General features: G+C 59.1%; 13 protein-coding genes. 7 read left to right on the forward strand and 6 right to left on the reverse strand.

Going from position 1 to position 13317, the window contains the following annotated elements; translation table 11 throughout:
- Positions 1 to 364: 364 nt before the first annotated feature.
- Positions 365 to 1390 (reverse strand): PAS domain S-box protein, encoded by a 1026-nt coding sequence (locus tag ASD63_RS32730; protein ID WP_082573053.1) that lies wholly within the window; start codon positions 1388 to 1390, stop codon positions 365 to 367.
- Between the two features lie 315 nt (positions 1391 to 1705).
- Here ASD63_RS32730 and ASD63_RS32740 point away from each other — a divergent pair, with 315 nt between their 5' ends.
- The 7 genes from ASD63_RS32740 (at position 1706) to ASD63_RS32770 (ending at position 5574) form a co-directional block, all read left to right on the forward strand.
- Positions 1706 to 2563 carry a TIGR02587 family membrane protein gene (locus ASD63_RS32740; protein WP_034794893.1) on the forward strand — a complete coding sequence of 286 codons (858 nt, stop codon included), beginning with the start codon at positions 1706 to 1708 and terminating at the stop codon, positions 2561 to 2563.
- Positions 2564 to 2571: 8 nt separating this feature from the next.
- Entirely contained in the window at positions 2572 to 2979 is a 408-nt protein-coding gene (locus ASD63_RS32745) for a TIGR02588 family protein (RefSeq protein WP_034794896.1), read from the forward strand.
- A gap of 81 nt (positions 2980 to 3060) precedes the next feature.
- Positions 3061 to 3513 carry a pyridoxamine 5'-phosphate oxidase family protein gene (locus ASD63_RS32750; protein WP_034794899.1) on the forward strand — a complete coding sequence of 151 codons (453 nt, stop codon included), beginning with the start codon at positions 3061 to 3063 and terminating at the stop codon, positions 3511 to 3513.
- Between the two features lie 245 nt (positions 3514 to 3758).
- On the forward strand, positions 3759 to 4010 hold the full coding sequence (locus ASD63_RS32755; RefSeq protein ID WP_034794901.1) for a hypothetical protein: 252 nt from the start codon (positions 3759 to 3761) through the stop codon (positions 4008 to 4010).
- A 169-nt stretch (positions 4011 to 4179) separates the two neighbouring features.
- Positions 4180 to 4500, forward strand: coding sequence for a PepSY domain-containing protein (locus ASD63_RS32760; protein WP_060530546.1), 321 nt, complete (start codon positions 4180 to 4182; stop codon positions 4498 to 4500).
- 21 nt (positions 4501 to 4521) lie between these two features.
- Positions 4522 to 5121, forward strand: a complete 600-nt coding sequence (locus ASD63_RS32765; RefSeq protein WP_060530547.1) for a general stress protein — start codon at positions 4522 to 4524, stop codon at positions 5119 to 5121.
- A gap of 246 nt (positions 5122 to 5367) precedes the next feature.
- Entirely contained in the window at positions 5368 to 5574 is a 207-nt protein-coding gene (locus tag ASD63_RS32770) for a CsbD family protein (RefSeq protein ID WP_034803410.1), read from the forward strand.
- 77 nt (positions 5575 to 5651) lie between these two features.
- Here the strand turns inward: ASD63_RS32770 and ASD63_RS32775 are convergent, their stop codons facing one another.
- The 5 genes from ASD63_RS32775 to ASD63_RS36470 form a co-directional block, all read right to left on the reverse strand.
- The gene (locus ASD63_RS32775; RefSeq protein ID WP_034803408.1) at positions 5652 to 6872 is read right to left on the reverse strand and encodes an FAD-binding oxidoreductase; all 1221 of its coding nucleotides are present in this window, start codon (positions 6870 to 6872) and stop codon (positions 5652 to 5654) included.
- 180 nt (positions 6873 to 7052) lie between these two features.
- Positions 7053 to 7688, reverse strand: a complete 636-nt coding sequence (locus tag ASD63_RS34705) for a BA14K family protein (protein WP_082573055.1) — start codon at positions 7686 to 7688, stop codon at positions 7053 to 7055.
- Between the two features lie 327 nt (positions 7689 to 8015).
- On the reverse strand, positions 8016 to 10160 hold the full coding sequence (locus ASD63_RS32780; protein ID WP_034803406.1) for a response regulator: 2145 nt from the start codon (positions 10158 to 10160) through the stop codon (positions 8016 to 8018).
- Positions 10153 to 12753, reverse strand: a complete 2601-nt coding sequence (locus ASD63_RS32785) for an HWE histidine kinase domain-containing protein (protein WP_051659653.1) — start codon at positions 12751 to 12753, stop codon at positions 10153 to 10155. Before ASD63_RS32785 ends, ASD63_RS32780 begins: the two co-directional genes overlap by 8 nt.
- Positions 12740 to 13294: a biliverdin-producing heme oxygenase gene (locus ASD63_RS36470; protein ID WP_051659652.1), complete on the reverse strand. Its 555-nt coding sequence runs from the start codon at positions 13292 to 13294 to the stop codon at positions 12740 to 12742. Before ASD63_RS36470 ends, ASD63_RS32785 begins: the two co-directional genes overlap by 14 nt.
- Positions 13295 to 13317 lie beyond the last annotated feature (23 nt).

A 13317-nucleotide genomic window follows, 5' to 3' on the forward strand; every position in this document is an offset into this window, starting at 1 on the left:
AAAGAGCAAGCATTGAGTGGAAACAGCGACCGTGTGCTGACGGTGCGTGGCTGGATTGCGAAGACGTTCTGGTTCAGCGGCGGTTCCTGCCGAAGTCGGAATTCGACCAGCCCTGACGGATTCGCGCTGATTCTATGTTGCATTATCAAACCTGCCCGCCGAAGCGTACAAACTTTTGAAATAACAGGCCGTTTGTTCACCCGTCTGCCCCCAAAACCTTTCCCGCTAAACCGCGGAATGCTGAATTTGCGAGCTCTAACTATGGCTCCCTCGTTCTTTTTCCATCTCCCTGCCGCCACCTCATTCTCGCCAGGCACCGCCTGTCACATTTTGGTGACAGTGCACAGTGGTCACTGCAGTGATTTCACAGAGAGAAGCGCGGCCACTCCAGGAAGCGGTCCGCGGGCCCGACCAACCGCCACCGGGCAAATCCGTCTCCGTGGGCGGATTCCACCTTGGCGTTTAGGGCCTGCGGCACTGTCCTCTTTAGAACGACCGCGCCAAAACCCGAGCGCGGCAACTGATAGTCGCGACCTTCAGGGCCAGGGTGCTCATCCCAAGACATCGAAAAGGCAAGGCCTGCCGGGGAAGTGGCCAGCGCCCAGGTAATTGAAATCGTGCCGGCACGCGACCGCAATACGCCGCCCTTTGACGAATGAAGGGCTAACTCGTGGATCGCCATCCCAAGATTTTCGATTGCAGCTGGGGCAAGCGCGATGCCCGGGCCAGAAATCTGACAGAACGCTTCAGCATGAAACGCTGCGATCTGCTTTTCGACCAGGCCTCTTAGATCTGTTGCTTGCCAATCTGCCGACGCAATCAGGTCGTGGGATGCCGAAAGGGCCCATATGCGGTTTTCAAGGTCCTTCTGGAAAACCGCAGGTTCCGTTTCTTCGCTCCTGCTCTGCCGGATCATCGAAAGAATGATGGCATAGTGGTTCTTGACCCGGTGGTTGACCTCCCGCAGCAGCAGGCGAATTCGCCTTTCACGGTCCTTTGCGGATGTGATGTCGCGCGCAACCTTGGATGCTCCGATGATGCGGCCCTTGGAGTTGCGGATCGGGGAGATCGTCAGCGAAACGGTTACAAAGCTGCCGTCCTTGCGCTGCCTGACGGTTTCGAACGGTTCAATCCTTTCACCTTTGCGCAGGCGCTGCAGCAGATCTCGCTCTTCGTCGTGAAGATGAGTGGGTATGATCGTCAGGATTGATCGCCCGACCATCTCCTCGGCTGAGTAGCCGAACATGCGTTCGGCTGCGCCGTTCCAGGTTCGCACGGTACCATCGAGATCCTTGCTGACGATGGCGTCGAAGGACGACTCCACAATGGCCGCAAGCCTCGCTCGCAAGATATCTTCACTCCCCGCCTTGTCGAAAGAACCCAAGGGCATAGCTTACTGCTCCAACTTCACGAACATTCCCTTTCCCAAGGGCTACCAACCCCGTGGAAAGACGTGGACGTTGTTATTGTTCCAATGCCCTGAGCAACGAAAGCATGAGCGCTACGCGCCGGTCGCGATCACCGGAGTGCGGACGGCTGAACGGGTTCGATGTGCACTTGATCGATGCAAGCAAGGAAACGCCGACATTGAGGGGCTGGACCGGCCGGCTGGACATCAGGAACTTGCGCTGTCTCTCGACGTTACCTCTGTCAGAGAAATGCTGCCGCGTCCTTGCGAGGCCGACAGCAACCTTGAGAGGGAAAGATGACCAAGGGCGGGACGCGGGCCGATTTTGACCATGGCCGCTTCGCGAAGGGCCTCGCACGCGGCTTCGCCGGCGCGTTGCTTTTTGCGCTGCCTATGTTCCTCACGATGGAAATGTGGGAACTCGGCCTCTACATCGACCGCGACCGGCTGCTTATTTTGTTTGTGGTCAACATTCCGCTGCTTGTCCTCCTTGCGCGTCGGATCGGCTTTGAAAATGTATCGACGTGGCGCGAAGCGCTGCGAGACGCAAGCATTGCATACTGCCTGGGTATCGCGGCGAGTGTCTTTGTTCTTTTCATGATTGGCGTCCTAAAGATTGGCCAGGCCCTGCCGGAAGTGCTTGGAATGATCGCCATTCAGGCGGTCCCAGCCAGCATTGGCGCCTTGCTCGGCCGCAGCGAACTGGGGACACGAACCGAAAGCGGCGAGGACGAGAAGGATCCGATCGGCGAGACGCGGGGCGATGGTTACGGTGGCGAACTTTTTATGATGGTCGTTGGGGCTCTGTTTCTCGGTCTCAACGTCGCCCCAACCGAAGAAATGATCCTGATATCCTTTAAGATGTCGCTGTGGCACGCCATTGCCGCAATCTTGGCGTCGATCCTGCTGATGCATGGCTTCGTCTACGCCCTGTCTTTCATAGGCGGCCATGAACTCGATGAGAACACACCTGGCTGGCATGCCCTTATCCGCTTCACAACGCCGGGTTACGTCATCGCATTCGCGATCAGCCTCTATTGCCTATGGACGTTTCATCGGCTGGACGGCCTCGATCCAACACAAGCGATTGTCGCCACGGCTGTCCTCGCCTTCCCGAGCGCAATCGGCGCAGCCGCAGCGCGCCTCATTCTGTAGGTAACGTGATGGCAAAGACCCCGAAACCAGGCTCCGTTGAAAATCGTCGAGCGCATTGGATCGAATGGACGACCGGTGCGGTTTCCACCATCCTGATCACGGCGCTTATTGGCTGGATCAGCTATCAGGCTGCAACCCAGGCCGATGGGCCTCCGGACCTCTCGGTGACGATCGTCAGCAGCGCGGGGAGTGCTGGCGGATATCTGGTCATGTTCGATGTTAACAATGCAGCCGACCGAACGGCGGCCGCCGTCGTCGTACGTGGCGAAATCACCGACAACGATAATGTCATAGAGACCGCGGAGATCACGCTTGACTACGTGCCTGCGCGATCGAAGGCGCGGGGTGGACTGATCTTTCGCAACGATCCTGCAGGTCGCTCCCGTGTTTCCGCGACCGGTTTCAGCGAACCGTGACCGACGACGTGCGCCAGGGCGGTGTCAAGGAACCTGTTTGTGCTCTCGCGGTTAGGACCTGAACGCCAACGGGAGTGCACGATGACTTTGACGCTCAACGACATCTCCAACGAACTGAAGAATATCGACTTCGGCATGCTTTCGACAAAGAAGGCAGACGGAACCATCTCCAGTCGACCAATGAGCAACAATGGCGACGTGGACTATAGGGGGGACACCTGGTTCTTTTGCTTTGAGCAGTCACAAAAAATCACCGAGATCAAGGCAGATCCGAAGGTAGCCCTGACTTACACCGCTCGTCCGAGCCTTCTCGGCAAACCCGGTATTTTCATTGCAATCCAAGGGAATGCTTCGCTCGTGGGTGACAAGCAGACGTTTGCCGAGCATTGGATGAGCGAGCTTGAAAGATGGTTTCCCCAAGGCGTGGACACACCCGGTCTTTTAATGATCAAGGTTCACGCGTCGAAAGTCACCTACTGGGATGGCGATGAGACGGGGAGCATCTTCGCCCCTGACGACCACCCACAAGACTAGCGCGCAAAGCCCTCCGTCCTATGCACCGGCACCCGCGCTCGCTGTTCACTCTCAAGGCGGCCAAAAGCCCATAAAAAGCGCACATCTAGACCCACAGTTGCACGCGCTCCTAACGCACCAAACGCTTGGATGTTCCTTGAAAAAACTTCGCTTTTCGGCCCGCTATCAACGGAACAGAACGACCCGTTTTGCCGTTCAATCGCGGTGAACGCCGGTGTCGTATCGGCCCAATGGAGAACATACAAATGCTGAAACGGATTGCTACTTTCGCCCTCATCGCGGCATTTGCCAGCCCCGCTCTGGCACAGCAAAAGGTCGTTTGCGATGAAGCTTCAATCGCTAAGGCCGAACAGCAAGTCGCGCAAATCTCCGACGGCGCAAAAAAGATCGAGTCCACCAAGGAACTCACCATGGCGAGAGATGCCATGATGGCGAACGACATGGAGAAATGCACGTCGCATCTCGACAATGCCATCAAGGGCATGGACGCCATGTAGAGTCCGTCCGAAGGGAGCATTGATGCTGAAGCGCAGTGTTCCCTCAGTCTGCTGCATATAATCCATCATGCTGCTCACCGGGTCGAAACGAACGGAGATGTGGCTCTTATGATCTCAAATTTTTCCTCCGGATGCCCGCATCTCGAGGATCGAAACGAGGAACAAAATCATGAAAAATATCCTGCTAGCCGCGGTCTTCCTCGGCGTATCGAGTTTGGGCGCGCTCGCGCAGACCGCCACACCTCCCGCTACGGCAGATGGTGATACGCCTGCCGTGGCAACACCAGACACCACCAATCCAACAGCGCCCGTCGCCGGTGCCAACAGTTTCACTGAAGAACAGGCCAAGGATCGCCTTACTGATGCCGGCTACACCGATGTGACCGGTCTAAAGCTCGACGACAAGGGCGTCTGGCGTGCAACTGCCTCGAAGGACGGCAAATCCATGCAGGTCGCGCTCGACTACCAGGGCAACATTGTTGCCAACTAACTCCAGAACGAGGAAATCCCCATGAAAACCGTTAGTGGACTTTTTGACGACTATTCGGACGCCCGCGCCGCTGTGTCAGCCCTTGAAGATCGCGGCGTGCCGTCGGACGACATCAGCATCGTTTCCAACAATGTTGGGGATCGGTACGGCACTGCAAACGAAAGCAACGCGGCTGAAGGCGCTGGGACAGGCGCCGGTGTCGGCGCTGCGGTCGGTGGCATTGGCGGCCTGTTGACTGGCCTTGGGGTCATGGCCATCCCGGGTGTCGGTCCGGTGGTCGCAGCCGGTTGGCTTGCCGCGACCGCGGCGGGTGCTGCCGCCGGCGCGGTAGCAGGTGGTGCCGCCGGCGGGATTATCGGAGCGATGACGGATTCGGGCGTTCCGGAAGAACATGCCCATGTCTATGCGGAAGGCGTACGGCGCGGTGGCGCGGTCGTCACGGCACGGGTCGACGACGCGCTCCAGGCGGATGCCGAAGCGATCCTACGCCGCGGTAGCTGGGTCGACCCGGTGCAGCGTCGAGCTTCTTATTCAGAGCAGGGCTGGCGGCGCTTTGATCCGACGCTCGCTCCCTATACTCCCGATGAGGTTGAACAGGAGCGGCGGCGCTACAGGCGCTGATGTCCCCAAGGCGTCTTCTCGGGTCCTAAATTCATCCGTTGCCGGCATACCGGCATAATGCCGCTGGCAACGGATAAGCATTGCCTAAACCAACGAGGCAGGGCCTGCAGTCGGCTAAACTGTCTCGAGGTTCATAGAGCCGCGCCCGACAAACAGCACCATCATTCGTCTCAACAAATAACGGAACAAGTGCGTAGCTCACTCGTTCAAGAAATGTACCTGAAATAGCAATGGAGCGTCCCCAAAATGGATTGGAACCGTGTTGAAGGCAACTGGAAGCAGATTAAGGGTAAGGTCAAGGAGCAGTGGGGCAAACTCACCGACGATGACCTCGACCAGATCAACGGTAAACGCGAGCAACTCGAAGGCAAGATCCAGGAGCGTTATGGATATGCCAAGGATCAGGCGAGGAAAGATATCGACGACTGGTATTCAAACCAGCGTTTCCATTGATCCAAAGCTACCTCCACTCTTTATGTTCAAAGGCCGCCGTTCCGGCGGCCTTTCTGCTTGCTGCCTGGCTTCAAAGCTCAGCGAAAGGCAAACAATTCGCTATCTGGGTCGCGGTAGCCCAAAATCTCTGACGACACGATCTCCGCAGCGATCTGGCTGTAGGTAATGCCATTGCCCCCATAACCCATCACAGCATAGACATTCTCCAGCCCCGGAACGTTTCCGATAAGCGGCAATCCGTCAGAGGTAATGCCAAAAGGCGCGGCCCAAAGATAATCCGGTTCGCCGATTGGTATTTCCAGGAGCGCCGACAGCTTTGCGCGCAAGATCTGGGATTTGGCTCTAAGCTTGATAGGGTCCGCAAATGCGGTGGCGCTTTCTTCGTCCTCCCCTCCAACAATCACGCGACCATCCTTGGTCGAGCGAAAATAGAGGTATGGATCGGATGCCTCCCAAAGAACATAGTTCTTAAGCCAGTCAGGCCGTGGATGGTGCGGCTTAGTCGCAAGAGCCCAGGTGGATACCATCCGATGGCCTTGGTGGGCCACGACGTCGAGAAACTCGTAGCCCGTGCAAAACACAACGTGCTTGGCCAGTATGATTTCGCCTGTCGAGGTCGCAGCGGCGTTCCATCCTTCAACGCTGCGTACGTCGGTAATCTCCGTGTCGCCTATGAGCGAAACACCGTCCCTCTGGGCTTTGCGCCACAAGCCGGCTGTCAATTGCGCCGGATTTGCGGCTGCAGAAATATCGGACTCGATTGCCGCAGTCCGATTGAGACCGAACTCTTCGCGCAAGCAAGCAGACTTGAGAAACCTTGCTGAAATGCCAGCGGCCTGCCGCGCGTCGATTTCCAAGCGAAGCGCGCGGGCACCATAGGCATTGCCGGACAGATAAAGAGACTTCTTTTGTTCAAAGCCACAGTCGATTCCAAGACTGTCGATGAGCGTGATCAGTGCTTCCACTGCTCTTGCGGAGCGTTGCCATGCGCGCCGCGCCTTGTCCTGCCCAATCATCGTGGTGAGCTGGTGGAGCGGCACATCGATCTCGTGCTGGATCATCGCAGTGCTCGCCAAAGTGCTGCCTTGTACCGGCCAGCGTCGGTCGACGACGAGAATTTTCATGTCTCGCTTGGCAAGGGACAACGCCATCAGCGCCCCTCCGATGCCGGCGCCGACGATCAACACATCGACTTTGTCAACGGAGATGCGACTTTGCGCGACAACCTTGATATGACGCGTGTTGGACCACAGTGGCCGATTGGACCGCAATTTGCGCTTTCGCGTGATTTTCTCCAACTCTTTGCATCTCCATGTTCCGGTAGAGGTTGGATAGCCGGACGAACGCTCATTCTTCCGCTTTACTCTCGCTATCCATCGGGATCGCGATCCCTTGAATGCCTCAGCCGTCGCAACGCACGCCCGGGAGAGGCCGGTGCCGCCGAAGAATGTTCGTGCCGCAGTTGACTTGCGGGCTGCTCATCGCCCCGACACGGGCCGCACGCTGTTGCTCGCTTCGAGGCGCGCATCTTGGGATGGATAAAGGCAGTGCCTTCGAGGGCCGTTGTAGGGCTGGTAGGTGTTGTCATCGGCTCGATACGACTGATAGCGGACGGTACACGAGACGGTACCCGGTTCGGCCGTCGCGTAGCCCACGAACCGCCGATCGATTTGCGCCGTCCGGTCTTTGTGGATCGGGTACATGACCGCGTAAGGCGACTGGCACGTTCGTATTTGTCCACCGTATGAACGGTACGCGTTGGTTTCGGGGTTATAGGACCGGTAGCGGCTTGAGCACCAATCGCGGTGGGCTGTCGAGAGGCCGGTATGGGAGGTCACCAAGGTTGGAGCGGTGAGTGCCAGACGCCCCGATGTTCGCTTCGCCGAAACCGGGTTCGTGACGTAAGTGGAATAGACGGGCGGCAAACGCTGGTAGTTCTGCTGGCTCCGGTCGATCCGGACCGGTGTTGCGGTCCAAAGATCTGGAGCCGAAGCCGACTTCAGCAGAGGAGGTTCGGTGGGCTTGGCCAGCACGAGTGAGGCGACGGACGCAGCCGCGGCGCTGGCGCAAACGGACAATGCGATGCCAAATGCCAGCGATCCGATCGCTTTCATGGTTTTGCTCCTCTGCCCGTCACTGGGAATGCCTTTTGGTATCAGCGCGAAATCGAAAGCGATTGAATTTCCAACGAAAACGCCTTGCCGCGACGACCCTCGTCGCCGACAGTTAAATGCCGAGGTTGATTTTTTGTTCCCCTTACGGGCTTTGGTCGGGCGGAAATTCAGACCAAGGGCGTAGCTTGACCAGAACGAGGGTTATCGAGCACTTCGAAACTCCTGAAAAGAGCGCGGACTTGCAGATTGCCCGGTGGTCCCGTCAGCTGAGCGCAGTTGGCTGTCCATCGGCGAAATGCAGCAAGCCTGGCGCGCCAGACCCAGTTGTCATTGGCGGATCAAGCTTTCGACCCGCCGCGCCAGCACGTCAGCTGTGAAGGGTTTGGTGACCACTTCCATGCCATGGTCGAGGTGCCCGTGGTTGAGTACTGCGTTCTCCGCATACCCTGTGACGAAGAGTACGTTAAGACCGGGACGCTGGACGCGCACCGCATCCGCAAGCTGCCGTCCGTTCATGCCGTTCGGCAGCCCGACGTCGGTAACCAGAAGATCGATTGTGGGGCGTGCATCAAGCATTTTAAGGGCGGAAGGGCCGTCGCTCGCCTCCAGCACTTCGTAGCCCAGCTCTTCGAGAATTTCGACCGCGACCATCCTGACCAGGGGTTCGTCGTCCACGACTAGGATGGTGTGAACTCCGGTCGCTGCAGGCGCGGGCCCCGCGTCGGCTGGTATGTCGGAGCTATGATCTTCGGCCGCGTGGCGGGGCAAATAAATGCAGATCATCGTGCCCTTGCCCACTTCGGAGTATATGCGCACGGCACCACCGGATTGGCCGGCAAAACCGTAGACCATGGAAAGGCCAAGCCCCGTCCCCTGTCCGATCGGCTTCGTCGTGAAAAACGGATCAAAGGCGCGGGCGACCACATCCGGCGACATGCCCGTACCGGTGTCGCTGACGCACAAGGAGACATATTGCCCCGGCGGCAATCCACGTTGGGCCGCAGCGCGTTCGTCGAGCCACCGATTGCCGGTCTCGATCGTCAAGCGTCCACCATCCGGCATCGCGTCGCGAGCGTTGATGCAAAGATTGAGCAGAGCGTTCTCGAGCTGGCCAACATCGACGAAGGCCGTCCACAGCCCTCCTGCTCCGACAGTCTCGACCGCCACCCCAGGACCGACGCTTCGGCTGATCAGATCTTGCATACCCGCGACGATGCGATTGATGTCCGACGGCTTCGGATCGAGCGTCTGCCTGCGGGAAAAGGCAAGGAGGCGCTGAGTTAGGCCCGCGGCCCGCTTCACCGCCCCTTGTGCTCCCGTCATATAACGGTCGATCTCACCCACACGGCCCTGGGCGAGCCGAGTTTTCATCAGATCAAGGCTGCCGCTGATGCCGGCGAGGATGTTGTTGAAGTCGTGCGCCAGGCCCCCGGTTAGTTGCCCGACAGCCTCCATCTTCTGCGCCTGCCGCAGGGCGTCTTCCGCCTGGACAAGGGCTGCGGTGCGTTCCTCTACCCGTTGCTCTAGCGTTTCGTTGAGCGTGCGGAGGGCCGCAAGGGCATGGTCACGTTCGGCTTCGACCGCGCGCCGCTCCTCGATATCGATCAGGACACCCGGAAATTTAAGCGCAACACCGTCACTGCTGCATTCCACGCGACCGTTCGCCTCGAGCCAGCGATACCTCCCGTCCTCGCGACGCGTCCTGTATTGGTGGGCATAGGCTCCGCCTTTTGCCAGGGCCTCTCTGACCGAGGCCGTCACTCGTTCCTGATCGTCGGGATGAACGGCGCCGACGATATCGGCAAGGCTGAGGCCTGAGCGCCCTTGCTGCGGATCGAACCCAAACGCGGCCGCAAAAGCTTCGTCGACCGTAAAGCGATCGGTAGGCACGTCCCACAGCCACGTGCCGATGATCGCCCCTGCGGCCATCGCCATTTGCACACGCTGTATGTTATCGCGCGCGTGGCTTTCGCTCTCGCGTAGCGCCGCTTCGGCCTTCTTCCTCTCGGTTACGTCGCGAAATAGGACCGCCACCTGGCGCAGGCCTGCCGGCTCGATGCGGGTGGCCGAAACTTCGATATGCCTGGCGACTGATTTGAACTCCTGCTCGAAGCGCACTGGTTTGCCGGTGCGCAACACGCTGCCATAGACGTCCAACCAGACATCCGCGTTGCCGGGTTCAATCTCCCGAAGCCGTTTGCCGACGATGTCCGAGATGCCTGTATGCCGGCCATAGCCGGAATTTGCTTCAAGGTGTACGTAATCGCTGAGCGGACCATGTGGTCCGTCGATGAAGCCAATAATGCAGAAACCATCGTCGATCGCCTCGAAAAGGGCTCGATAGCGTGCCTCTCGCGCGTCGTCGTCGCTGGCGTTATGGACCTTCAGCGCGGCGCCTCCCTGCGACAGGGCCCTCAGCCTCAGGATCTCGTCCTCGAGTTGCTCGCGAGACAGCGACTTGATGTCAGACATCGATTTCGGTCTTTCCCTTCGTCGTTCCTGTCACTGCCCTTTGCGCGTCTCTGGACAGGGTCTCGTCCCACAGCAGTGAAAGCGCTCCGACGATGGCATTTCTGCTGTAGGGTTTGCGCACGATCGGCACGCCGATAAGGTCCGGCGGCAGTTCTGCTCCCTCGCCATAGCCTGTAGCAAAAACGAATGGAGTGCCTCTGCGCATGAGTTCGCCGGCGATCCCGAACGAATTGGTCTGCCCGAGATTGATATCGAGAATCGCCAGTTCCGGAGCAGTCCTCTCGATATGTGCCATGGCCTGCTGCACGGAGCTCGCCGTCGAAACCTCCGAGAACCCTTCGTCCGACAGCATCGCTTCGAGATCAAGCGCTATGAGCATCTGATCCTCAACGATCAGAACCCTGGGGTTTGCACGGCCAAGGCCGCTTTGTTCGGGAGCGGCGGTACCGACCGTATATGTTTCCATTGTCGGACCTAACGCGGTGAGTTTGACGTGTGGGGAGGGGATGCTGAACTCTGCCTCAAGCCCCGATGGTTCGAAGCGGACGGAGCTGCGCCCATGAAGATCGTAGGGGACGCTGCGCTCGATGAGGGCACTACCGAATCCCCTGCGTAACGGCAGAGTGACGAGTGGACCGTTTCGCTCGCGCCAGGAGACGTCGCAATCGGAGCCGGTCATCGTCCAGCGCACCTCTACTTCGCCAGCCGTCACCGAAAGCGCGCCGTATTTGGCGGCGTTGGTCGCGAGCTCGTGAAACACCAGCGCCATTACCGAAAAAGCACGGCTGTCGAGCCAGACGGCAGGACCTTCGAGCGTTATTGTCGACAGATTTGTCCGGTAAGGCTGGAGTTCGGCCTCCAGGAGATCCGCCAGGATCCCGCCCCCATCGCCGCGCACGACCTGGTCATGCGCGATTGCGAGCGCCTCGATGCGACCCTGCAGCGTCGAAACATATTCTTCGAGCGAATTCTTGTGCCGTTGAGGGCTCGTCACCAGAGATTTGATGACGGCGAGGATGTTCTTGACGCGGTGGCTAAGCTCCTGGTTCAGCATCCGCTGCCGAACCTCGGACTTGCGCCGCTCGCCCGCCATCAGCTCGTTGTGTCGCAGCACCACCTCGACGATCGCGACCCGGACGATCTCGGCGATTTCCCGCTCGGCCTCCGACCAGGGCTGCGCCTGCGCCTGGACTGTCTCCTTCCAGATCGCAAAGCTCTTGCGTGGTGTCAGGCGGTCGCCGAGTGGACCTGCCTCATAGGTCTTTTCAGGATTGCCGGCCCAGTTGAGGGTCTGGACCAGTTCTTTGCGAAAAAACACCAGGCAATCCGAGCCGGTTTGCGAAAGGGGAATGGCGAGAACGCCCGAAAGCCGCTCGCTGTAGGCCGATGCCTCCGGGAACTTCTGTGACAGGGCATGTGTCGCCCAGACGCGCCCTTCGCTGACAGTGCGGATGAAGTCCAGAAGAGCGGCTCTTTCTTCGTCCGGCGGAGCGGTGCCGATCCCCGCCCATTTGCCATCGACCATGACGCCGATGCCGTCGTTTGCCAGCAACTGCGAGAATTCACGCAGGCTTTGGCGCAACAGCTCACCCACATCCTCGTGATGGGAGGACAAAATGAGAAAACGGTCGAGCGCTTCGCGTGTGCCGGCGACGGCCGCAACCCGGCGACGTTCCTTCAGAGATTTCAGGTGCAGCGAGAAAAATTCGCCGAACACTTCAAGCGCAACGCGTTGAGCCATCGGCAGGGCGCGCGGCGAATAATGGTGGCAGGCGATCAACCCCCAGAGCTGGCCGTCCAGAACAACCGAAATCGACATCGACGCGGCGACGCCCATGTTGCGCAAGTATTCGCAATGGATGGGCGAAACGCTGCGCAAGTGCGCGAAACTGAGGTCCAATGGTTCGCCGGATCCGTCCAGAACCGGCTCGACCGGGACGCGCGCACCGCTCGCGTCCGAAATGACGCGAATGGTGTTCTTGAGATAAAGTGCGCGGGCCTGCTGGGGGATATCGCTTGCTGGAAAATACTGGCCCAGAAAACTCTCAAGATCGGCGCGTTTCGCTTCGCTGACGACCTTGCCTGATCCGTCCTGCTCAAAGCGGTAGATCATCACGCGGTCATAGCCGATGGTACCGGCAACGATCCGGCACGCGCGCTGCACGAGACGGTCGACGTCGGTGATGTCCTTGATACGGCCAATCATCTCGCGCGCGATATGCAAGGGCTGACCGATCGACGGCGCCGGCTCGAACTCAATGATGACGGCCGACTTGTGAAGGTGGACGGCAATGTCGAACACGCGGTCGCCAAAAGCGACATCGAGCAAAAGGGCCGGTCGTGAGGCCGCTCCCGCGGCCGCAAGCGCATTGCGCAGATCATGCAACAACTTTGGGCCGAGCACGTCGACAAGAGGCCGCCCAAGGAGGCTGCCCTCCCAGGCGAGCATCTTCGCAGCGTTTGCCGATATGCGTTCGATCGTCGTGAACCCGACATTGCACGCCAGAAGACAACCGTGCGGTTGGATGCTCCCGGGGATATGAATGGGCTCCCTGTCGCAAGTCTCGAGGGTGACGGGTTCAACTGGCGACAAGATATGTACTTTCAAAGCAAGTTTGGGCGAGAGCAAACACGGCGTTCGCCGTGACGGCAGACCGAACGACGTCAAAATCGCGGGTTCGTTCGAGGAGCGACAGGAAGGACGGCCATCGGGTCGTGTCGTTCGCCATCGAAGCAAGGTGCTTCGCGCCGAAGGTTTCATCGAAACCAAGCTTCAACGCCCTCTGACGCAAGACCCGCGCACCGAGAGACGACCCTTCCACCACGTAGAGGGCACCGAGCAGCGCGCTTGGGTCGGAAAGATCGAAATCAGGCCGAATGCGGCGCGCCGGTGCCAAGCCGAGATCGCACGCGTCCTGAGCAAGCAGCTCTGCAACCCCTGATGGTCGCCAATTCCAGCCTTCAGGCCAAGAGACGTTCCTCAGCGCTTCGTCCATTATCGCACGAAACGGCAACACGCGCGCTACGTACCGGCGATAGTCCTCGATAGTGCTGAGCTCGCCGACCGCGGCGTCTACCCGCTGATGTGCATCCCGCGTCCTATTCCTCAATTCAACGCGTTCACTTCCGCGCATGCATTTTCCGCCTAATCATAAAA

Origin of the sequence: Ensifer sp. Root558 (assembly GCF_001427045.1) — a bacterium.
Classification (GTDB): Bacteria; Pseudomonadota; Alphaproteobacteria; order Rhizobiales; family Rhizobiaceae; genus Ensifer; species Ensifer adhaerens.